The 22,552-nt window shown below is 59.8% G+C and carries 19 protein-coding genes; 18 read left to right on the top strand and 1 reads right to left on the bottom strand.

Annotation, left to right across the window (positions count from 1 at the left end; genetic code table 11):
* Nucleotides 1-19 precede the first annotated feature (19 nt).
* The 17 genes from ACQ4WM_RS01825 (at nucleotide 20) to ACQ4WM_RS01745 (ending at nucleotide 18,754) form a co-directional block, all read left to right on the top strand.
* Entirely contained in the window at nucleotides 20-2,866 is a 2,847-nt protein-coding gene (locus ACQ4WM_RS01825) for a TonB-dependent receptor plug domain-containing protein (protein WP_436545006.1), read from the top strand.
* Nucleotides 2,867-3,143: 277 nt separating this feature from the next.
* Nucleotides 3,144-3,896, top strand: a complete 753-nt coding sequence (rpsB, locus tag ACQ4WM_RS01820) for a 30S ribosomal protein S2 (protein WP_436545005.1) — start codon at nucleotides 3,144-3,146, stop codon at nucleotides 3,894-3,896.
* A 155-nt stretch (nucleotides 3,897-4,051) separates the two neighbouring features.
* The gene (gene tsf / locus ACQ4WM_RS01815; RefSeq protein ID WP_436545004.1) at nucleotides 4,052-4,963 is read left to right on the top strand and encodes a translation elongation factor Ts; all 912 of its coding nucleotides are present in this window, start codon (nucleotides 4,052-4,054) and stop codon (nucleotides 4,961-4,963) included.
* 149 nt (nucleotides 4,964-5,112) lie between these two features.
* Nucleotides 5,113-5,829 carry a UMP kinase gene (gene pyrH / locus ACQ4WM_RS01810; protein WP_065305958.1) on the top strand — a complete coding sequence of 239 codons (717 nt, stop codon included), beginning with the start codon at nucleotides 5,113-5,115 and terminating at the stop codon, nucleotides 5,827-5,829.
* A gap of 36 nt (nucleotides 5,830-5,865) precedes the next feature.
* Nucleotides 5,866-6,426 (top strand): ribosome recycling factor, encoded by a 561-nt coding sequence (frr, locus tag ACQ4WM_RS01805; protein ID WP_436545003.1) that lies wholly within the window; start codon nucleotides 5,866-5,868, stop codon nucleotides 6,424-6,426.
* Nucleotides 6,427-6,525: 99 nt separating this feature from the next.
* Entirely contained in the window at nucleotides 6,526-7,293 is a 768-nt protein-coding gene (uppS, locus tag ACQ4WM_RS01800; RefSeq protein ID WP_436545002.1) for a polyprenyl diphosphate synthase, read from the top strand.
* Nucleotides 7,293-8,126: a phosphatidate cytidylyltransferase gene (locus tag ACQ4WM_RS01795; protein WP_436545001.1), complete on the top strand. Its 834-nt coding sequence runs from the start codon at nucleotides 7,293-7,295 to the stop codon at nucleotides 8,124-8,126. Before uppS ends, ACQ4WM_RS01795 begins: the two co-directional genes overlap by 1 nt.
* Before the next feature lie 13 nt (nucleotides 8,127-8,139).
* Nucleotides 8,140-9,324, top strand: a complete 1,185-nt coding sequence (gene ispC / locus ACQ4WM_RS01790; RefSeq protein ID WP_436545000.1) for a 1-deoxy-D-xylulose-5-phosphate reductoisomerase — start codon at nucleotides 8,140-8,142, stop codon at nucleotides 9,322-9,324.
* On the top strand, nucleotides 9,321-10,694 hold the full coding sequence (gene rseP / locus ACQ4WM_RS01785; RefSeq protein WP_436544999.1) for an RIP metalloprotease RseP: 1,374 nt from the start codon (nucleotides 9,321-9,323) through the stop codon (nucleotides 10,692-10,694). The genes ispC and rseP overlap by 4 nt, the downstream gene beginning before the upstream one ends.
* Before the next feature lie 81 nt (nucleotides 10,695-10,775).
* Nucleotides 10,776-13,112 (top strand): outer membrane protein assembly factor BamA, encoded by a 2,337-nt coding sequence (gene bamA, locus ACQ4WM_RS01780; protein WP_436544998.1) that lies wholly within the window; start codon nucleotides 10,776-10,778, stop codon nucleotides 13,110-13,112.
* Nucleotides 13,113-13,161: 49 nt separating this feature from the next.
* Nucleotides 13,162-13,680: an OmpH/Skp family outer membrane protein gene (locus ACQ4WM_RS01775; RefSeq protein ID WP_436544997.1), complete on the top strand. Its 519-nt coding sequence runs from the start codon at nucleotides 13,162-13,164 to the stop codon at nucleotides 13,678-13,680.
* A gap of 149 nt (nucleotides 13,681-13,829) precedes the next feature.
* The gene (lpxD, locus tag ACQ4WM_RS01770) at nucleotides 13,830-14,885 is read left to right on the top strand and encodes a UDP-3-O-(3-hydroxymyristoyl)glucosamine N-acyltransferase (RefSeq protein WP_436544996.1); all 1,056 of its coding nucleotides are present in this window, start codon (nucleotides 13,830-13,832) and stop codon (nucleotides 14,883-14,885) included.
* The gene (gene fabZ, locus ACQ4WM_RS01765; RefSeq protein WP_436544995.1) at nucleotides 14,882-15,367 is read left to right on the top strand and encodes a 3-hydroxyacyl-ACP dehydratase FabZ; all 486 of its coding nucleotides are present in this window, start codon (nucleotides 14,882-14,884) and stop codon (nucleotides 15,365-15,367) included. Before lpxD ends, fabZ begins: the two co-directional genes overlap by 4 nt.
* A 1-nt stretch (nucleotide 15,368) precedes the next feature.
* A complete protein-coding gene (gene lpxA / locus ACQ4WM_RS01760) occupies nucleotides 15,369-16,160 on the top strand; it encodes an acyl-ACP--UDP-N-acetylglucosamine O-acyltransferase (RefSeq protein ID WP_436544994.1) in 792 nt (263 codons plus the stop codon).
* Between the two features lie 13 nt (nucleotides 16,161-16,173).
* Nucleotides 16,174-17,307 carry a lipid-A-disaccharide synthase gene (gene lpxB / locus ACQ4WM_RS01755; RefSeq protein WP_436546186.1) on the top strand — a complete coding sequence of 378 codons (1,134 nt, stop codon included), beginning with the start codon at nucleotides 16,174-16,176 and terminating at the stop codon, nucleotides 17,305-17,307.
* A 26-nt stretch (nucleotides 17,308-17,333) separates the two neighbouring features.
* Nucleotides 17,334-17,972, top strand: a complete 639-nt coding sequence (gene rnhB / locus ACQ4WM_RS01750; RefSeq protein ID WP_436544993.1) for a ribonuclease HII — start codon at nucleotides 17,334-17,336, stop codon at nucleotides 17,970-17,972.
* Complete coding sequence (locus ACQ4WM_RS01745) at nucleotides 17,969-18,754, top strand: TrmH family RNA methyltransferase (protein WP_436544992.1); 786 nt, start codon at nucleotides 17,969-17,971, stop codon at nucleotides 18,752-18,754. The genes rnhB and ACQ4WM_RS01745 overlap by 4 nt, the downstream gene beginning before the upstream one ends.
* 281 nt (nucleotides 18,755-19,035) lie before the next feature.
* On the opposite strand, the gene ppsR is transcribed toward ACQ4WM_RS01745, so the two are convergent.
* The gene (gene ppsR, locus ACQ4WM_RS01740; RefSeq protein WP_436544991.1) at nucleotides 19,036-19,884 is read right to left on the bottom strand and encodes a posphoenolpyruvate synthetase regulatory kinase/phosphorylase PpsR; all 849 of its coding nucleotides are present in this window, start codon (nucleotides 19,882-19,884) and stop codon (nucleotides 19,036-19,038) included.
* Between the two features lie 150 nt (nucleotides 19,885-20,034).
* On the opposite strand from ppsR, the gene ppsA reads away from it, so the two are divergent.
* A complete protein-coding gene (gene ppsA, locus ACQ4WM_RS01735; RefSeq protein WP_436544990.1) occupies nucleotides 20,035-22,485 on the top strand; it encodes a phosphoenolpyruvate synthase in 2,451 nt (816 codons plus the stop codon).
* The last annotated feature ends 67 nt before the right edge of the window (nucleotides 22,486-22,552 follow it).

The raw sequence follows: 22,552 nt of genomic DNA, 5'->3' as shown, positions 1-22,552 counted from the left end.
ATATCAAACCGGAGAAATTATGCATCAACGCACCAAGATTGCCGTCGCAGTGGCAATGGCATTGAATTCGCTGACCGCTTTCGCCCAGACCCAGGCTGAAGCCGAAGCGCCGCAGCGCGTAGAGGTTACTGGTTCGCGCATTCGTCAAGTGGACCTGGAAACTGCACAGCCAGTGTTCAAAATGACTTCGCAGCAGATTCAGGCTACCGGCTTGGTCAATATCGGCGACGTGCTGAATCAGATGACCGGCATGGCGCCCCCATCGTTCAGCAAGGGCGCGACCCTGACCTCGAACGCCGAGCAGGGCGGCCAGTACATCGACATGCGCAACCTGGGCTCGAACCGCCTGCTGGTGCTGGTTGATGGCAAGCGCTGGACCCAATCGGTTGACGGCTACACCGACATCTCGACCGTGCCAACCTCGATGGTTGAGCGCATCGAAATCCTGAAAGATGGCGCTTCCTCGATCTACGGCTCGGACGCAATCGCAGGCGTGGTCAACATTATTCTGAAGAAAACCATGGTAGGCGGCAGCTTCAGCGCTTACACCGGCCAGAACGCCAAAGGCGACGGCGAAACTAACGATTACAACTTTGCATACGGCGCTGGCGACGAAAAAGCCTCGCTGATGTTCGGTTTGTCGCACAGCAATACCGCGCCAGTATGGGCGCGCGACCGTACCATCACCTCGTTCCCGCGCGGACCGAAAAACCCGACCGCCGGCCTGGGCGTTGGCCCTTGGGGTGAAATCACCTCGTTGGACGGCAAGATTGACAAAGTGCTCAATCACACTGGCGGCCCGAACGGCGTAGGCGTTGGCGCCGATTCGCGCAACCCTGCCAACTACCACGACTACGATGGTCGTGCCGAAGACAATTTCAACTCGGCAAGCCAGATGATGTTCCAGTCGCCGAACAAGCTGACTACCGCTTTCACCAAAGGCGAGATTGCGCTGCCTTGGGACTTGCGTTTCAAGTCGACGGCAATGTACTCCGAGCGTAAATCGAGCCGCCAGATCGCCGGTTACCCTCTGAACAGCGAATCGCAGGCTGACTACCCTGTTTATATCGACAAGGATAGCTACTTCAATCCTTACGGCAACTCGGTCGCCGGCGCTGGTAATGGCCAGGACATGTATTTCTACCGCCGTACCATCGAAATGCCGCGTATTACTGAAAACACCAGCCAGACCTTCCACGTCGATGCTGCAATTGAAGGCGACTTCAACCTGCGCGGCCTGCCATGGAACTGGAGCGTTGCCTATAATCACAACCGCGTCAGCGGCACCCAGAAAAGCACCGGCAACCTCAATCTGCTGAACTTGAAAAAGGCGCTGGGTCCATCGTTCATGAACGCTTCCGGTCAGGTACAGTGTGGTACCGCTGCCAACCCGATCGCGCTGAACTCGTGCACCCCGTTCAACATTCTCGGCGGTCCATCGGCTTCGACTCCTGAAGCACTGGCCTATGTCAATGCAACCGGCCTGTCGACCTACGGCAGCACCATCAACAGCGCTACCGCCGACCTGTCGGGCGAGTTGTTCAAGCTGCCAGCCGGCTCGGTAGGCGTGGCCGGTGGTCTGGAGCACCGTACGGTGCGCGGGTTTGACCAGCCAGGCCTGTTCGAACAGTCCGGTTATTCGACCGACCTGGCATCGAACGCTACCTACGGCAGCTACACAGTGCGTGAGGCTTACCTCGAAGCAAACATCCCGCTGCTCAAGGATGTTTTCCTGGCCAAGCACCTGTCGCTCGATATCGCTTCGCGCTATTCGGACTACAGCAACTTCGGTTCGACCACCAACAGCAAGGTCAGCGTAATGTGGAAGCCGGTCGACGACCTGCTGGTACGCGGCACTTGGGCAGAGGGCTTCCGCGCTCCGTCGCTGGGCGATACCTTCGGTGGCGGTTCGCAGTCGTTCGTCGACTACATGGATATCTGCGATTCGGTCAACGGCCAGGCGGCTACCAATGCCACCGTCCGCACCAATTGCGCCAATGCTGGTGTGCCAGCTAACTATCGCCAGGTGAATCAGTCGGGCCAGCCAGTCGATGCTACCGGTGGTCAGTCCAACGTGGCTTTCCGTCAAGGTGCGGGCAACAATGCACTGCAGCCTGAAACCGCGAAAACCAAGACCGTTGGTCTGGTGTACAGCCCTTCGTTCGTGCCAGGCCTGACCGCCACGATCGACTGGTTCAACATCCAGGTGAACAACAAGATCACCGCGATCGATGCCGATTACGTTCTGGGCCAGTGCTACCTGAACAACGTTGGTTCGTTCTGCAACCAACTGCAGCGTAACGCCAGCGGCGAGATCATCAACATGAGCCTCGGCAACGCCAACCTGGGCAAGCTGGAAACTGAAGGCGTCGACTTCGGCTTCAACTACCGCTTCCCACGTTCGTCGTACGGTAACTTCACGCTGCGCTCCGATTCGACCTGGGTCAAGTCGTACCGCATCCAGAGTGAAGAAGGCGCCGAGTGGGACGAGTACAACGGTGAATACCTGTACAACCGCTTGAAATCGAACCTGTCGCTGGACTGGGCTCTGGGTAACTGGAATGCAACCTTCACCTCGCGCTATGTCAGTGGCACGAAAGACGGTTGCTACTCCGCCACTCAGGATTGCAGCAACCCGAACGGCAATGCCACATTCGGTCGCTACAACAAGATCGGTTCGCTGACCTATAGCGATCTGAGCGTTGGCTACAAGACGCCTTGGAAAGGCCAGATCACTGTTGGCGCCAACAATGTGTTCGACAAGGCACCACGCGTGGTTCGTCGTGGCCAGGCTTCGAGCAGTGTGGTGGATCCAGACGTGCCTATCGATCGTTTCGTCTACGTTCGCTACAACCAGTCGTTCTGATTGACCGCTCCGCAAGGGGCGCGAGATTGAAGGTCTGAGCAAAGCCCGCCAGGTTCGCCTGGCGGGCTTTTTCAATTGGGGTGCGCGATTTGCCAGAGTGTCCTTGATGTGCCGGGCATTCCGGTGTAGAATCCCGGGTTGCTTGAATTCCCTTTCTGGCAATGCAACAAGCAGCCTGTAGCTGGGCTGAATTTGATTATTTAAACAAGCGAATCCGGTCGACAAGGGTGCCTGTATGGTGACTGATCGGATTCCAGACCCAACCCTGGAGTTAATAATGTCCGTAACAATGCGCGAAATGCTGGAAGCCGGTGTCCACTTTGGTCACCAAACCCGTTTTTGGAATCCAAAAATGGCACCGTTCATCTTCGGCCATCGCAACAAGATCCACATCATCAACCTGGAAAAAACCATGGCGATGTACCAGGACGCAATGAAGCACGTGCGTCAACTGGCTGCAAACCGTGGCACCATTCTGATGGTTGGCACCAAGCGTCAAGCTCGCGAAATCATCGCTGCTGAAGCACAACGCGCTGGCGTGCCTTTCGTTGATCAACGCTGGTTGGGCGGCATGCTGACCAACTTCAAGACGATCAAAACGTCGATCAAGCGTCTGAAAGACATGGAAGTCATGGTTGAAGACGGTTCGATCGAAAAGCTGTCGAAAAAAGAAGCGCTGATGTTCTCGCGCGAAATGATCAAGCTGCAAAAATCGATCGGCGGCATCAAGGACATGGGCGGCGTTCCTGACGCAATCTTCGTCGTTGACGTTGGCTACCATAAAGGCGCGATCACCGAAGCGGCAAAACTGGGCATTCCGGTCATCGGCGTGGTCGATACCAACCACTCGCCAGAAGGCGTGAACTTCGTTATCCCAGGTAACGATGACTCCTCGAAAGCCATCATGTTGTACGCTCGCGGTGTTGCTGATGCAATCATCGAAGGCCGTGCAGCTGCCGGTAACGAAGTGGTTGAAATGGTTAAAGCCGCTGCTGGCGACGAATTCGTCGAAGTCAACGAACAGGCTTGATGCCATGCTGCCCTCGGGTAGCGGTTTGTAAAGCTCAGCAGTAATGGAAAAGGGGTGGCAGCAGCTCCCCCTTTTTTTTAACAAAAAACGATGGTGTCAGCTGGCGAGGCAAAACCTGCGCCGCGGCTATCGACTCACCGAATCAGGAGAAACACATGGCAGCGATTACAGCAGCGATGGTAGGCGAATTGCGCGGCAAGACCGACGCACCAATGATGGAATGCAAAAAAGCACTGACCGAAGCCGAAGGCGACATGGCACGTGCGGAAGAGATCCTGCGCGTCAAACTGGGCGGCAAGGCATCGAAAGCATCGGCACGCATCACCGCCGAAGGCGTAGTGGCAACCTATATCGCCAACGGCGTGGGTGCCCTGGTCGAAGTGAACTCGGAAACCGACTTCGTTGCGAAAAACGACGACTTCCTGGCGCTGGCAAACAATGCCGCCCGCCTGGTCGCGGAGCACAACCCGGCTGACGTCGCTGCCTTGCTTGCCCTGCCGCTCGACGGCAAGACCCTGGAAGATGTGCGCGCTGCCCTGATCGGCAAAATCGGCGAAAACATGACTATCCGCCGCTTCCAGCGTTTCGAAACGACCGCCAAGCTGGCTTCCTACCTGCACGGCTCGCGCATTGGCGTAATCGTCGAATTCGACGGCGCCGATGAGCAAGTGGGCAAGGACGTGGCGATGCACATCGCTGCCATGAAACCAGTATCGCTGTCGTCGGAACAAGTTCCTGCGGAAATGATCGAAAAAGAGCGTTCGGTTGCAAAACTGAAAGCCGAAGAAGATGCAGCCAAAGCGGTCGCCGAAGGCAAGCCAGCGCAGTCGCCGGAAATCCTGGCCAGGCGCCTGGAAGGCTCGGTACAGAAGTACCTGAAAGAAGTATCGCTGCTCAACCAGGCTTTCGTGAAAAACGACAAGCTGTCGGTTGAACAAATGCTGAAAGCCGCTGACACCAGCGTCAAGGCATTCGCCATGTACGTGGTCGGCGAGGGCATCGAGAAGAAGCAAGACGACTTCGCAGCAGAAGTCGCAGCACAGATGGCTGCCTCCCAGGGAGCGTAAGCAAAGCGGGCCGAGAGGCCCGTTTTTTTGGCCCGCCCGCAGCGACGCCTGCCGGGCGGCGGCATGGGCAGCTACCTCCCGCCTATCCGGCGCTGCGAGGCACTGTGCCATGTCATACTCGAATAACCTCATTTATGGAGCCCCAGCTCATGTCAAAACCAGCCTACAAGCGTGTCCTTCTGAAGTTGTCCGGTGAAGCCCTGATGGGCGATGATCCCTACGGCATCAATCGCGCCACGATCGAGCGCATGGTCGCCGATGTGGCCGAGGTGGCAAAGTTGGGCGTGGAACTGGCTATCGTGATTGGCGGCGGCAATATCTTCCGCGGCGTCGCACCTGGTGCGCAAGGCATGGACCGTGCCACCGCCGACTATATGGGCATGCTGGCCACCGTGATGAACGCGCTCGCGCTGGCCGACGCCATGCGCCACGTCGGCATCACCGCGCGTGTCATGTCGGCGATCGGCATCGAGCAGGTCGTCGAGCCGTATGTACGTCCGAAAGCGCTGCAATACCTGGAAGAAGGCAAGGTCGTGGTGTTCGCCGCCGGTACCGGCAACCCGTTCTTCACCACCGACACGGCCGCCGCTCTGCGCGGTTCCGAGATCAGTGCCGAAATCGTCCTGAAAGCAACCAAGGTCGACGGTGTGTACACGGCCGATCCGAAGAAGGACCCGAACGCCACGCTGTACCATACGATCAGCTTCGACGACGCCATCTCCAAGCATCTGCAGGTAATGGACGCCACCGCATTTGCCCTGTGCCGTGACCAGAAGCTGCCGATCAAAGTGTTCTCCATCACCAAGCCGGGCGCGCTGATGCGCGTCATCATGGGCGAGGATGAAGGCACCTTGGTGCACGTGTAAAAACTACTCATTTATTATCAAGATATAGGAGGGCGTATGTCCTTAGCTGACGTTAAAAAGAACACCCAGGAACGCATGGCGAAGTCGATTGATACACTGAGGGCCGACCTGGCCAAGGTGCGTACCGGCCGCGCCCACACGGGTATCCTCGATCACGTAATGGTCGAGTACTACGGTTCGCCGACGGCGCTGACCCAGGTTGCCAACGTAACGCTGGTCGACGCGCGCACCATCGGCGTGCAGCCGTATGAAAAGAAGATGGCCAACACCATCGAAAAAGCCATTCGTGACGCCGACCTGGGCCTCAATCCCTCGGCACAGGGCGACATGATCCGCGTGCCGACGCCGCCGCTGACGGAAGAGCGCCGCAAGGAAATGGTCAAGCTGGTCAAGAGCGAAGCGGAAGACGCGAAAATTGCCGTACGCAATATTCGCCGCGATGCCAATGAATCGCTGAAAAAACTGGTCAAGGACAAGGCTTGTTCCGAAGATGACGAGCGCCGTTCGTCCGACGAAGTGCAGAAACTGACGGACAAATTTATCGCCGACATCGACAAGATGGTTGTCGACAAAGAAAAAGAAGTGCTGACCGTTTAGTTTTTCAGGTAGGCCGACACTGCCCGGGACGGCTGCGCTATCCCGGGCAGTGCCATTTGGCGCATAATAGCGTTCTTTTCATTTGGTATTATTGTTTTCATGATCTATTCGAGTTCGACAACGGCGGTGCCAAGCGTGGGCTGCGTGCCGCGCCATCTTGCAATCATTATGGATGGCAATGGTCGTTGGGCCACCAAGCGCTTCCTGCCGCGCGTGGCTGGCCACGTAAAGGGCGCCGACGCCGTGCGCAACGTCGTCGAGGCTTGCCTGGACCGTGGCGTCGAATACCTGACCCTGTTTGCCTTCAGCTCGGAAAACTGGCGCCGTCCCGAAGAAGAAGTGTCGATGCTGATGCGCCTGTTCGTCACCATGCTGGAACGTGAAGTGGTGCGCATGCACGCCAACGATATCCGCCTGAAAGTGGTGGGCGACATGTCGCGCTTCAATACGCAGTTGCAGGACCTGGTGGCGAATGCCGAGCGCAAGACCGCCGGCAATACCCGGCTGACCGTGACCATCTGCGCCAACTACGGCGGCCGTTGGGACATCATGCAGGCGGTCAACAAAATGACGGCTGAGGCAGCCGTGTCTGGCTTGCCGCAAGAAACGGTTTATACCGAAGAGCAACTGGCGCCATATCTGGCGATGGCCTACGCGCCCGAACCCGACCTGTTTATCCGCACCGGCGGCGAGCAGCGCATTTCCAATTTCCTGCTGTGGCAACTGGCGTACACTGAGTTGTTTTTCACCGAAACCTTCTGGCCCGACTTCAATGTCGAGTGTCTCGACGCGGCAATCGCGTCTTACCAGCAGCGCGAACGGCGCTTTGGCCGCACCAGCGCGCAACTAACCGAAAAGAAAAACTGATGCTGAAAACACGGATAATCACTGCCCTGGTCTTGTTGGCGGTCTTGCTGCCGGTTCTGTATCTGAATTATTTCCCTGCCTTCGCCGTGATCGCCACGGCGTTCTTCGGCGCTGCCGTATGGGAAAGCTTCCGCATTTTCAAAAGTCGCCAGGCGCTGCTGATTGCCGCCGTCTGGACTGCCGCCTTTGCCTACGCCTTCTTCTTCAGCAATGGCATGGCACAGCTCAATTTCTGGTTCGGTATTTGTGTCGCCATCTGGCTGATCCGTTTCGCGCCATCGCTGGCAACCGGCCTGCCGCCGCTTGACGGCATGGGCAATACCTTGCTCAGCCTGGTCTATGCAGTAACCATCGTCGGCTGCTTTGTCGCTATCGTGGCGCTGTTCATGCGCAGCCCTTTGTATCTGCTGTCGGTAATGGCGCTGGTCTGGATCGCCGATATCGGTGCGTATTTCTCCGGCAAGGCCTTTGGCAAGCGCAAGCTGGCGCCCAGCATCTCGCCCGGCAAGTCCTGGGAAGGCGCAATCGGCGGCGGTATTGCCGTGCTGGTGATTGCCGCCATCACCATCTTTGCCGCGCCGTCGGCGCCGTGGTTGCAGAACACTTTCGCGGTGCAGCTGCAATTGCACCGCGGCTGGCCGATGACACTGCTGGTGCTGCTGGTGCTGGTGGCTGCCAGCATTGTCGGCGACCTGTTTGAATCGCAGCTCAAGCGCCGCGCCGGCATCAAGGACAGCAGCAACCTGCTGCCTGGCCACGGCGGCGTGCTCGATCGCATCGACGCGCTGATCCCCGTCTTGCCGTTTGCCGCCTTTATAAGCAACTGGCTTTAAGGAATTACTCTCAATGCAATACATCACCATTCTTGGAGCGACCGGCTCGATCGGCGTCTCCACGCTGGACGTGCTCGCGCGTCACCCGGAGCAGTACAGCGTCTACGCCCTGAGCGCACACGGCAAGGTGGCCGAACTTGCCAGCCAATGCCAGCAGTTCCGGCCGCAGCGCGCCGTCGTGGGCACACCGGAAGCGGCACAGGAGTTGCGCCGCCTGCTCGTGGAGATGGACGTCGCTACCGAAGTCGAGCACGGCGTCGACGCACTGTGCGCGATTGCCAGTGCGCCGCAGGTGACCAGTGTGATGGCGGCCATCGTTGGCGCGGCCGGCCTGGCGCCGACCCTGGCGGCGGCCCGCGCCGGCAAGAAGGTGCTCTTGGCCAACAAGGAAGCGCTGGTGATGTCGGGCCAGCTGTTCATGGATGCGGTGCAGGAAAATGGTGCGGTGCTGCTGCCGATCGACAGCGAGCACAATGCAATTTTCCAGTGCCTGCCGCATAACTACGGCCGCGTGCCGCAGGCGGCCGGCGTGGCGAAGATCGTGCTGACCGCCTCTGGCGGACCGTTCCTGACGCGCGCGGTGGAAACGCTCGACCATGTCACGCCGGACCAGGCCTGCGCGCATCCGAAATGGGTGATGGGGCGCAAGATTTCGGTTGACTCGGCCACCATGATGAACAAGGGCCTGGAAGTGATCGAGGCGCACTGGCTGTTCGGCGCGCCGGCCGACCGGATCGAGGTACTGATCCACCCGCAAAGCGTGATCCATTCGATGGTTTCGTATGTTGATGGTTCCGTGCTGGCCCAGCTTGGCAATCCGGACATGCGCACGCCGATCGCCAATGCGCTGGCCTGGCCCGCGCGCATCGATTCAGGCGTGGCGCAGCTGGACCTGGCGCAAGTGGCTAGCCTGCAGTTCGAGCGCGCCGACATGCTGCGCTTTCCGTGCCTGCAACTGGCCTACGATGCCTTGCGTGCAGGCGGCACGGCGCCGGCCCTGCTGAACGCCGCCAATGAAGTGGCGGTGCAAGCCTTCCTCGACTTGCGCATCGGTTTCCGCCAGATCGACAAGGTGGTGGCGCACGTGATCGAGACCTTGCCGCACAGCGCGGCATCCAGCATCGAGACGGTGCTCGAGCAGGACCGCCTGGCGCGCAACTGTGCCCAGGCATACATCGCCGGCAGGCTGGCGGCATGACGCTGATTACCACCTTGCTGGCGTTTATCGTCGCGCTGGGCTCGCTGGTCACCCTGCATGAGCTGGGCCACTACCTGGTGGCGCGACTGTGCGGCGTAAAAGTGCTGCGTTTTTCGGTCGGCATGGGCAAGGTAGTGTATTCGCGCAAGTTTGGTCGCGACCAAACCGAATGGGCGATTTCCGCGCTGCCGCTGGGCGGCTACGTGAAAATGCTCGACAGTCGCGATCCTGATACCGGCGTGTTGACACAAGAAGACATGGCGCGCGAATTCACGCGCCAGAGCGTGTGGCGCCGCATGGCCATCATTGCCGCAGGTCCCCTGGCCAATTTCCTGGTTGCCATCGTGCTGTATGCGGGCCTGTTCATGCATGGCATCGAAGAGCCGTCGAGCAAGCTCGGCGTCGTGGCTGAGCAGAGCGCCGCCTATCTCGCGGGCCTTCGCACCGGTGATACGGTACACTCCGTCAACGGCAAGGAAGTGGCCAGCTGGAGCGCATTGCGCTGGGAATTGATGCAAGCGGCACTCGACAAGCAGGCTGCGCGCATCGACGTGCATCGTCCTGATCGTGGGGAGCAGCAGGCTACCTTCGGCGCCGACACGCTGGCGGGGCTGGATCTGGAAGGCGATGTGCTGGGCAAGCTTGGCCTGGTGCTGGCGCGGCCCAAGCCTGTGCTGGGTAAAATCATGCCCGGTGGCGCCGCCGAAAAGGCCGGCCTGCAGCCGGGCGACCTGATACTCGCCATCGACGACCGGCCGATGCAGGACGGCATTGCCGTGATCGAAACCTTGATGGCCTCGCCGGGCAAGACCTTGCAGGTATTGCTGCGCCGTCATGGCCAGGACCTCACCGTGCCGGTCACGCCGGAAGGCGAAGCGGCGAAGGGTGGCCAAGGCGACTCCAAGGCAGCTGTAACAGTTGGTAAGATCAAGGCAGAGATCGCTTTAACGCCGGATATGATCGTCGTCGCCTCCGGGCCGTTGCAAGCGGTCGGCAAGGGCGCCGAAAAGGTCTGGGATACCAGTATCATGAGCCTGAAAATGCTCGGCAAGATGTTCACCGGCGAGGTCTCGCTGAAGAACGTGACGGGGCCGATCACCATCGCCGACTATGCGGGCCAGACGGCGCGCATCGGCCTGGTTAGCTACCTGAGCTTCATCGCCTTCATCAGTATCAGTCTGGGCGTGATGAATTTGCTACCCATTCCTGTTCTGGATGGCGGGCATTTGCTGTATTATTCGCTGGAAGTTTTGACCGGACGCCCCTTGCCGGAACGCGTAGGCGAGATTGCCCAGCGCCTGGGGCTCGGTCTGTTGCTGACCTTGATGGTGCTTGCCGTCTTTAATGATGTGCTGCGGCTGCTCAACTAATGCCACTGTTCCTGCCATTGCGTGAGTCGCACAAGCAATCTTTTGTGTATGTTGTCCACTGATTTATCCATTGATTATCCAATGAAATTACATTCTGCTCGTATTGCCTTGCCTTCCTTTCGCCGCAGCCTGATCGGCGCCGCCGTCCTGGCCTTCTGCTCCGGCCATGCGCTTGCTGTCGCTCCGTTCACTGTCAAGGACATCCGGGTCGAAGGGATCCAGCGTACCGAAGCGGGCACCGTCTTTGCCTACCTGCCGGTAAAGGTCGGCGAGACCTTCTCCGACGAGAAGAGTATCGCCGCCATCAAGGCGCTGTATGCGACCGGCATGTTCAAGGATGTGCGCCTGGAAGCCGACGGCGACGTGCTGGTGGTGCTGGTCGAGGAACGTCCGGCGATTGCGACGGTGGAATTCACCGGCACCAAGGAATTTGAAAAAGACGTGCTGGTCAAGGCGTTGAAGGAAATCGGCGTCGGCGAGGCGAAGATTTTCGACAAGGCCTCGGTCGACCGCGCCGAACAGGAACTCAAGCGCCAGTATCTGTCGCATGGCCTGTATGGCGTGAAGATCACCACTACCGTCACGCCGATCGAGCGCAACCGCGTCAACGTGGTGTTCGCCGTCGACGAGGGCGACGTGGCACGCATCAAGCAGATCAATATCGTCGGCAACAAGGCATTTACCGACAAGGAGTTGCGCGACCAGTTGGCCCTGAACACGGGCGGCTGGTTCAGCTGGTACACCAAGGCCGACCAGTATTCGAAGACCAAGCTGACCGGCGACATCGAGTCGCTCAAGTCCTACTACCTGGACCGCGGCTATATCGAGATGCAGGTCGACTCGACGCAAGTGTCGATCACGCCCGATAAAAAAGACATCTACCTGACCATCAATATCACCGAAGGCGAGAAATACAAGGTCACCGGCAGCAAGTTCGAAGGCGAGATGTTCGGCCGCGAAGAAGAGATCAAGGCGCTGAACCTGATGCGCGAAGGCGATATCTATTCGGGTGCGCGCCTGACGGCCACCAACAAGCGCATCCAGGATCGCCTGGCCACCTTCGGCTACGCGTTTGCCAACGTCAACGCCAACCCGGAAATCAACCGCGAAAAGCATGAAGTGGGCTTCACTTTCTTCATCGATCCGGGCAAGCGCGTCTACGTGCGCCACATGAATATCGCCGGCAATACCACCACCCGCGATGAAGTGATACGCCGCGAATTCCGCCAGTTCGAATCATCCTGGTACGACAGCAACAAGATCAAGCTGTCGCGCGACCGTGTCGACCGCCTCGGCTACTTCAAGGATGTGACCATCGATACGCCGGAAGCGCAGGGCACGTCCGACCAGGTCGACGTCAACGTGACGGTGGTGGAAAAGCCAACCGGTAACTTCCTGATCGGCGGCGCGTTCTCGCAATCGGAAAAATTCACCTTGTCGGCATCGATTTCGCAGGCCAACTTTGCCGGTAGCGGCAACACGGTAGGCATCGAGCTCAACACCAGCCATTACAGCCGCACCATCGCTTTTTCGCAGACCAATCCGTACTACACGGATGACGGCATTTCGCGCAGCTTCGAAATTTACTTGCGCACCACCGAACCGCCGGCGCTGAACATCGGCAGCTACAAGATCAAGCAGACCGGTGGCCGCGTCAGCTACGGCGTGCCGTTCTCGGAAGTCGACACCATCTTCTTCGGTATCGGCGCCGAGCGCTCGCAGATCGAAACAGACTCGACCAGTCCGCTGCGCTTCCGCCAGTATGTGACCGACAACGGCGGTCCATCGGACGGCATCGGTTCGGCTACCACCAATTCCATCCCGCTGACGGCGGCCTGGCAGCGCGACAGCCGCGACAGCGCCTTGACGCCATCGATCGGCCGCTACCAGCGCGTCAACCTCGAGGCCGACCTGATCGGCGACCAGAAATACTTCCGCGCCATTTATGAGCACCAGTATTTCCGTCCCCTGTTCAGCAAGGTCACGCTGGCACTGAAGGGCGAGCTCGATTACGGCCACGGCATCGGCAACCACGTCTACCCGGTCTTCAAGAACTTCTACGGCGGCGGCATCGGTTCGGTGCGCGGCTACCTGAGCTCGTCGCTCGGTGCGGTCGAACCGACCACTAACGATGCGCTGGGCGGTGCCTCGCGCATGATCGCCAACGCCGAGTTGCAGATGCCATTCCCCGGCTCGGGCAATGACCGCAGCTTGCGCTGGTTCGGGTTCCTTGACGGCGGCCAGGTTTATCAGGAAGGCGAAAAGATGCGCATCTCGCAAATGCGTTATTCTGCTGGTCTGGGGATCAGCTGGATTTCACCGGTGGGCCCGCTCAAGCTGAGCTACGCCAAGCCGTTGAACGCCAAGCCGACCGACCGCCTGGAACGTTTCCAGTTCCAGATGGGTACCGGTTTCTGACCGGCATCCGCATGGGGCGCCAGCTTACACATTTTGACCATGGAGTATCATGAATACCGCATCCGCCACCCTGCCCAAGTCTCTTGCTGCAATCGCATTGTGCTGGAGTTCGCTGTTGCCGGTGCACGCACTGGCCCAGGAATCGAAGATCGCCTGGATCAGCAGCGAACGTATTTATAACGAGTCGAAACTGGCGAAACTGGCCAGCGCCAAGCTGGCCGAAGAGTTCCGCTCGCGCGAAAAAGCGGTGCAGGAGCTCGGCGCCCGCTTCAAGGTGGCCAATGAAGCGCTCGAACGCGACATGCCGACCTTGAGCGAGGCCGACCGCGCCAAGCGCCAGCGCGAATTTTTCGAACTGGACAAGGAACTGCAGCGCCGCCAGCGCGAGTTCCGCGAAGACGTGAACCAGCGCACCAACGAAGAGCGCAGCGCCATCGCGGAAAAAGCCAATAGCATCATCCAGCAAATCGCGCATGTCGAAGGCTATGACATCGTGCTGCAGGAAGCCCTGTGGGCCAGCCCGCGCATCGACATTACCGACAAGGTATTGAAGGCGCTGGACAAGTAATAGAACGGTTTTACGCCTGACAGTGCCGTAGCGAGCGGATGTGAGCTGTGGTTGAGACGCGGAGCTGTGCGTAGGCACAGTGAGCATCGGAAACCGCAAATCGCGCCGCGCAGTAGGCACTGGCAGGCGTTTTTATAGGGGTTTCATAGATGGGCACTCGACTAGGTGAATTGGTCGAACGCTTCGGCGGACAACTGGCAGGCGATGCCAACCTGGAAGTAACAGGCATCGCACCGCTGGCCGACGCCGGCGCTTCGCACATCAGCTTTCTCAGCAATAGCAAATTTCGCGCGCAGGCTGCCAGCAGTGGCGCTGCCGCACTGATACTGACACCGGCCGACGACGCGCTGATTAACGGCGAGTATGCCGGCGCGCGCATCGTGACACCGAATCCTTACGTGTATTTTGCCCGCGCGGCGCAGTTTTTCGCCGCCCTGACCGAGATCAAGGCACCGGCAGGCATACACGCCAGCGCCATCGTCGACTCTTCCGCACAGATCGATCCGACTGCTTCCATCGGCGCGCGTGCCGTGATCGAAGCGGGCGCCGTGGTCGCTGCCGGCTGCATGATCGGGCCCGGCTGCGTGATCGGCCGCGACGCGGTGATTGGCGAAGGTACGCAACTGCTGGCCAACGTCACCTTTCACGCGCGTTGCGTGATCGGCGCACGCGGCATCATCCATTCGGGCGCCGTGATCGGCACCGACGGTTTCGGCTTTGCCAACGAAGGCGGCGTGTATATCAAGATTCCGCAAACGGGCAGGGTGGTAATCGGCGACGATGTTGATATCGGCGCCAACACCACCATCGACCGTGGCGCGCTGGCCGACACCATTATCGAAGACGGCGTCAAGCTCGACAACCAGATCCAGATCGGCCACAACTGCCATATCGGCGCGCACACCGCCATGGCCGGCTGCGTTGGCGTGGCCGGCAGCGCCGTGATTGGCAAATACTGCACCTTTGGCGGCGCCGCCATGGTGCTGGGCCACCTGACGATCGCCGACCGGGTCCATGTGGGCTCGGGCAGCATGGTCTCGCGCTCTATCCTGGAGCCGGGCCAGTACACCGGCTTTTACCCGCTGGCGAAAAACGCCGACTGGGAAAAAAGCGCCGCCATCGTGCGCAATCTCAGCAGCATGCGCGAGAAGATACGCGCGCTGGAAAAAACCATTAAAACACTGACCAAGCAAGACGAAAAATGACGACTACCGAAAACAAGACCCTCGACATCCTGGCCATCAAATCGCTGCTGCCACACCGCTATCCGCTGCTGTTGGTGGACCGCGTGCTGAACTGGGAGGCCAACAAAACTATCACCGCCATCAAGAACGTGACGGTCAACGAAGAGTTCTTCCAGGGCCACTTCCCGCACAAGCCGGTAATGCCGGGCGTGCTGATGATCGAAGCGCTGGCGCAGACGGCCGCCTTGCTGTCGTTCCTGTCGATGGGCGTCAAGCCTGACGAAAATTCGGTGGTGTATTTCGTCGGCATCGACAACGCGCGCTTCAAGCGTCCGGTGGAGCCGGGCGACCAGCTGAAGATGGACGTCGAAATCCTGCGCGTGTCGCGCGGTATCTGGAAATACAAGGCAGTCGGCACGGTCGACGGTAAAGTGGCACTGGAAGCGGAACTGATGTGCACCATCCGCAGTTCGCAGGACGCAAGCCAGCCTGCGGGGCAGTAAGATGGCGGCCATCCACCCCACCGCGGTGATCGACCCGAAGGCCGAGCTCGACAGCTCGGTCGAGGTGGGTCCGTACACCATCATCGGGCCGCACGTGCGCATCGCCGCCGGCACCAAGGTCGGCCCGCATGTGGTGATCGACGGCCATACCACCATCGGTGCGGACAATCATCTGTTCCAGTTTTCCTCGATCGGCGCGCAGCCGCAGGATAAAAAATGGGCGGGCGAGGCGACCCGCCTGGAAATTGGCGACCGCAACACCATCCGCGAATTCTGTACCTTCAACACCGGTACGGTACAGGGCGGCGGCGTGACGCGCCTGGGCAATGACAACTGGATCTCGGCCTATGTGCATCTGGCGCACGACTGCCAGGTGGGCAGCCACACGATTTTCTCCAACAATGCCCAACTGGCGGGCCACGTGGAGATCGGCGACTGGGTCATCATGAGCGGTTTTGCCAACGTCCACCAGTTCTGCAAGATCGGCGCGCACGCCTTTGTCGGTATGAGCACCAGCCTGACGCAGGATGTGCCGCCGTTCGTGCTGTTAAACGGCAATCCGGCGGCCGCGCACGGCGTCAATATCGAAGGCTTGAAGCGCCGCGGCTTTACGCGCGAGCAGATCAACGGCATACGCACTGCTTACAAACTGATCTACCGTTCGGGCCTGACCCTGGAAGAATCAAAGGCGGCGCTGTTCGAAGAAGAGCAGGACAGCGCGCCTGACGTGGCAGAACATATCCGCGCCATGCGCGAATTCCTCGGCGTGGCCTCGCGTGGCATCGTCCGATAAGCTTGCTGTCGCCATGGTGGCCGGCGAGGTGTCGGGCGACCTGCTGGCCAGCCGGCTGCTGTCCGGCCTCGCGCCACAGCTGCCCGGCGCGCGCTTTCACGGCATCGGCGGCGAGCATATGGCGGCCCAGGGCTTTGTCTCGGACTGGCCGCTGGAAAAACTGACCGTGCGCGGGCTGTTCGAGATCATTCCCCGCTACCGCGAAATCAAGGGCATCCAGAACAAGCTGCGCGACCAGTTGATCGCCGAGCGCCCGGCCGTGTTTATCGGCGCCGACTATCCAGGCTTCAACCTGGGCCTGGAACAGCAGCTGAAAGCGGCCGGCATCCCGACCGTGCACTATATCGGACCGCAGATCTGGGCCTGGCGCGGCGGGCGCATCAAGAAGATCATCAAGGCCGTCTCGCACATGCTGGTGATCTTCCCGTTCGAGGAAGCGATCTACCGCAAGGCCGGCGTGCCGGTGACCTATGTCGGCCATCCGCTGGCCGAGATGATTCCCTTGCAGCCCGACGAAGCGGCCGCGCGCCGCACGCTAGGTTTGCCTGAAGACGCCAATGTGGTGACCCTGATGCCGGGCAGCCGCATGGGCGAACTCAAATACAATACGGTGGCGTTTGTTTCCGCCTGCAAGCTGCTGCTGGCGCGCGACCGTTCGTTGCGCTTTTTGGCGCCGATGGCGGGCGAAAAGCAGCGCCAGTATTTCCTGCAACTGGTGAAAGAGGCCGGCCTGCAGGATATCGAGATCATGCTGACGGACGGCGGCTCGCATACTGCAATCTGCGCTGCCGACGCGGTGCTGGTCGCCTCCGGCACGGCCTCGCTGGAAGTGGCGCTATATAAAAAGCCGATGGTGATCGCCTACAAGATGATGCGCGCCTCGTGGGAAATCATGCGCCACATGGGCTACCAGCCGTGGATAGGCCTGCCCAATATCCTGGCGCGCGACTATCTGGTGCCTGAGCTGTTGCAGAACGCCGCCAGTCCCGAAGCGCTGGCCGACGCTGTATGGCAGCAGCTGAGCGACATTCCCGGCCGCTTGCGCCTGGTGCAGCGCTTTACCGATATGCACCACAGCCTGCTGCGTGACAGTGCGCGCGACAGCGCCAACGCGGTAATGCAGGTGATCGCCGCCAACACGAAGTAACTGACAGTAACTGAAAAAGATTTAACGTGAAAAATAGCTATCCCGGCCTGTTTGACGACTTGCCATTCTCGCCTGATGACATCATTTGCGGCGTCGACGAGGCAGGGCGCGGTCCGTTGGCCGGCCCCGTGTTTGCCGCCGCCGTGATCCTCGACTCGAATCAACCCATCGACGGCCTGCGCGACTCGAAAAAGCTGAGCGAAGCCAAGCGTGATTTGCTGGCGCCGCAGATCCGTGCCAAGGCGCTGGCCTGGGCGATCGCCGAAGCGTCGGAAGAAGAGATCGACCGCCTGAACATCTTGCAGGCATCGATGCTGGCCATGCGCCGCGCAGTCGAAGCACTGGCCACTGTGCCGACCCTGGCCCTGATCGATGGCAACCGCTGCCCCGTGATGGCTGTGCGCGGCATGGCCATTATCGGTGGCGACGACAAGGTCGATGCAATCTCGGCCGCCTCTATCCTGGCCAAGACGGCGCGCGACGCCGCGCTGGTGCGCTTGCACGCGCAGTATCCCGAATACTGCTTCGACCAGCACAAAGGCTATGGCACCAAATTGCATATCGAGCGCTTGCACCTGCATGGCGCCTCGCCCGTACACCGCCGCTCGTTCGCACCGGTGCGCAATGTGATTGCACTGTTTGGCGCGCAGGAGGAGGCCGCATGAAGACCATCACCTCGCGCGACAACGCGCAGTACAAGGACTTGCTGAAACTGGCCGGCAGTTCGCAGGCGCGCCGAAAGTCGGGCCGTACGCTGCTCGACGGCGTCCATCTGTGCCAGTCCTATTTGCAGTTGCGCGGCCTGCCCGGGCAGTGCATCGTCAGCGAAAGCGCCGTGCGCAATCCTGAAGTGATGGAGATTGTCGGCCAACTGGAAAGCCAACGCGCCCATGTGCTGGGCCTGCCTGATGCGCTTTACAACGCTGTCAGCCAGGTCGAGCATGGCGTTGGCGTGATGTTTTTGATCGAGACGCCCGAGCGGGCGGTAACGGCCCCGATGACGGTATCGGCGGTGCTGCTCGATAACCTGCAGGATCCAGGCAATGTCGGCTCAATTTTGCGCAGCGCGGCAGCAGCCGGGATCACGCAGGTGTATTGCAGCGCCGGTACGGCTTTTTGCTGGTCGCCCAAGGTACTGCGCGCGGCGATGGGCGCCCACTTTGTGCTCGATATCTTTGAAAACGTCGACCTGGCCGCGCTGGTGTCGAACGCGCAGGTGGCGACCCTGGCCACCAGCGGCTATGCCACCAAACAGTTGTACGACGTCGACCTGTGCCAGCCGGTGGCCTGGCTGTTTGGCCATGAAGGGCAGGGCGTGGCCGACGATTTACTGTCGATGGCCACGCACCAGGTGGTGATACCGCATCTGGGACAGATTGAGTCGCTCAATGTTGCCGCTTGCGCTGCCGTGTGTTTTTTTGAGCAGCTGCGCCAGAGTCAGAAGTAAGTTAAGGTGCCTGACGTATTTAAAGGCGTAAGGCGCAAGGCGTAAAAACTTAAAAATGGCGGGCGGAAACGCGAGCCCGAGAAAATGCCGATGGCGGCGTTGCAGCTCCATAGCCGTACATGCGTACTGTCGTCGTCGCTGCGCCTTGCCCTCGACATTTTTCGGGCCCGCTTGGCCCGGAGGGCCTGTGCGGGCGACAGGGGCTTTAATCCGTTTTGCAGGTTTACTGGTGGCGTAAGGGCGTTAACTAAACGGCCCTGGCGCAATGGTCTGTTTTTACATCAGTACTCGCGCCGGTTCGGCTTGATCTCCTGCAGGATCGTGGTGGAAATCTCTTCGATCGACTTGGTGGTCGATGACAGCCAGCGTATGCCCTCGCGTTTCATCATTTTTTCTGCCTCGTTGACCTCGTAGCGGCAGTTCTCAATCGCCGCATACTTGCTGCCAGCCCTTCTTTCGTTGCGTATTTCCGACAAACGTTCGGGCGTAATGCTTAATCCAAAAATTTTATTCTTGAATTCGTACAAGGCCGAGGGCAGCTTGTCGCGCTCGAAATCGTCGGGAATCAGCGGGTAGTTGGCGGCTTTGATGCCGTACTGCATCGCCAGGTACAGGCTGGTTGGGGTCTTGCCCGAACGCGATACGCCGACCAGAATGACGTCGGCCGAGGACAGGTTTTTATGCGACTGGCCATCGTCGTGCGCCAGCGAATAATTGATCGCCTCGATGCGGTTTTTGTATTCCTCGCTGTCGACGATATTGTGCGAGCGGCCGATGGTATGGGTCGACATGACGCCCAGTTCCTGCTCCAGCGGCGCCACGAACGTCTGGATCAGGTCCATGTGCATGCCGCTGGACTTGCGGATCACGGCCGACAGGTCGGCCTTGACCAGCGTCGAAAAGATGATCGGGCGCTGGCCGTCCGTGGCGAAGGCTTCGTTGATCTTGCGCGCCGCCTCGTAGGCCTTGTCCATGGTGTCGATAAAGGGCAGGCGCACCTGGCGAAAGCGCAATTCGAACTGCGACAGCACAGAATGGCCGAAAGTCTCGGCAGTGATGCCGGTGCCGTCAGAGACGAAGAAGACGGTGCGCGCGGCCGAGGGCAAGGGAAGGCGTGGTTCGGTTGTCATGGTTTTGAGTTCAAGATTGTGCGTCGTCAATTTGCGCCGCACAAGGTAAAATGGCCGGAATGGTATTGATTGTGCTGCACGACGCCAAGAATAACAAGAAGACTGTCTGTGCGCCGCGCCTAAAGGTTTCTAATCAGTAAGGGTGTCATTATGACCAACGCATCATTGCAGGAGCAGCAACAGCACGTTCAGGGAGCAGATCGGGACGCGGTGTACGTCGCCTCGTTCGAACATTTGCGCATGACGGATGTCGAATCCGTCGGCGGCAAGAACGCCTCGCTGGGGGAGATGATCAGCCAGCTGGCCGAAGCCGGCGTGCGCGTGCCTGGCGGCTTCGCCACCACCGCGCAAGCGTTCCGCGACTTCCTGGCGTACAGCGCCAATGGTGACTTGCCGCTGGCGCAGCGCATCGCCGACCGCCTGGAAGGCCTGGACATCGACGATGTGCGCTCCCTGGCGCAAGCCGGCGCCGAAATTCGCCAGTGGATCGTCGAAACTCCGTTCCAGCCACGCCTGGCTGCCGAAATCGATGCTTTCTACGCCAGGCTGGTGGCCGACTCCGATACCGAAATGTCGTTTGCCGTACGCTCGTCCGCCACCGCAGAAGACTTGCCGGACGCATCGTTTGCTGGGCAACAGGAAACTTTCCTGAACGTGGTCGGCATCGACAATGTGTTGGATGCCATGAAGCAGGTGTTCGCGTCGCTGTACAACGACCGCGCCATCTCGTATCGCGTGCACAAGGGTTTTACCCACGCCGAAGTGGCCCTGTCGGCCGGCGTGCAGCGCATGGTGCGCTCGGACCTGGGCGCGGCCGGCGTGATGTTTACCATCGATACCGAGTCGGGCTTCAAGGACGTGGTCTTCGTCACCTCCAGCTATGGCCTGGGCGAGACCGTGGTGCAGGGTGCCGTCAACCCGGACGAATTCTATGTGCACAAGCCGATGCTGGAAAAAGGCAAGTCGCCTGTGATCCGCCGCAACATCGGCTCCAAGCTGCTCAAAATGGAATTCACCAGCGAAGCGAAAGCTGGCCGTTCCGTGAAAACCGTCGACGTGCCGGTGGAAATGCGCAACCGCTACTCGCTTAATGACAGCGAAGTGGTGGAGCTGGCCAAATACGCCGTCATCATCGAAAACCACTATGGCCGTCCGATGGACATCGAGTGGGGCAAGGACGGCCGCGACGGCAAGCTGTACATCCTGCAGGCGCGTCCTGAAACCGTCAAGTCGCAGCAGAAAGCGACCGACGTGCAGGAACGCTTCAAACTGAAAAGCACCGGCACAGTGCTGACGTCCGGCCGCGCCATCGGCCAGAAGATCGGCGCCGGTCCCGTGCGCGTGATCCACGACCCGGCCGACATGGAGCGCGTGCAGCCCGGCGACGTGCTGGTGGCCGACATGACCGACCCGAACTGGGAACCGGTCATGAAGCGTGCTGCCGCCATCGTCACCAACCGAGGCGGGCGTACCTGCCACGCGGCGATCATCGCGCGTGAGCTGGGCGTGCCGGCCGTGGTCGGTTGCGGCGACGCCACAGACGTGCTGAAAGACGGCACTTTTGTGACCGTGGTGTGTTCGGAAGGCGACGAAGGCAAGATCTACGATGGTTTGCTGGAAACGGAAGTATCGGAAGTATCGCGCGGCGAACTGCCGAAACTCGATACCAAGATCATGCTCAACGTCGGCAATCCGCAGCTGGCGTTCGACTTCCAGTCCGTGCCGAACGCCGGCGTGGGCCTGGCGCGCCTGGAATTCATCATCAATAACAATATTGGCGTACACCCGCGCGCGATCCTGGAGTATCCGAATATCGATGCCGACCTGAAAAAGGCAGTCGAATCGGTGGCGCGTGGCCATGCTTCGCCGAAAGCGTTTTATATCGACAAGCTGGCCGAAGGCATTGCCACCATCGCCGCTGCGTTCTGGCCGAAAAAAGTCATCGTGCGCCTGTCCGACTTCAAGTCGAACGAGTACAAGAAGCTGATCGGCGGTTCGCGCTACGAGCCGGACGAAGAAAACCCGATGCTGGGCTTCCGTGGCGCGGCGCGCTACCTGTCGGCCGACTTCTCGGAAGCATTCAACATGGAATGCGAAGCGATGAAGCGCGTGCGCAATGACATGGGCCTGACCAACGTGGAAATCATGGTGCCGTTCGTGCGGACCCTGGGGCAGGCCGAGAAAGTCATCGACCTGCTGGCGAAAAATGGCCTGAAGCGCGGTGAAAACGAGCTGCGCGTCATCATGATGTGCGAAGTGCCGTCGAATGCCATCCTGGCCGACCAGTTCCTCGACCATTTCGATGGCTTCTCGATCGGCTCGAACGATCTGACCCAGCTGACCCTGGGCCTGGACCGCGATTCCGGCATGGAATTGCTGGCCGCGGACTTTGACGAACGCGACCCTGCCGTGAAAGCGCTGCTGTCGCTGGCGATCAAGGCCTGCCTGGCGCGCGGCAAATACATCGGCATTTGCGGCCAGGGTCCTTCGGACCACCCTGACTTCGCCGTCTGGCTGATGGAGCAGGGCATCGAGTCGATGTCGCTGAACCCGGATTCGGTGATTGATACCTGGCAAAAATTGGCGGCGCTGAAAGCGTAAGCCTGTTCTTCTCTCCTGTGAAAAACCCGTTGCCAGTAATGGCGGCGGGTTTTTTTTCGGCTGCACG

The organism is Janthinobacterium longum (assembly GCF_051380735.1).
In the GTDB taxonomy this organism is placed as follows: Bacteria; Pseudomonadota; Gammaproteobacteria; order Burkholderiales; family Burkholderiaceae_D; genus Janthinobacterium.
The sequence above is the reverse complement of the archived record's forward strand: the minus strand, read 5'-3'. Positions and strand labels throughout refer to the sequence as shown.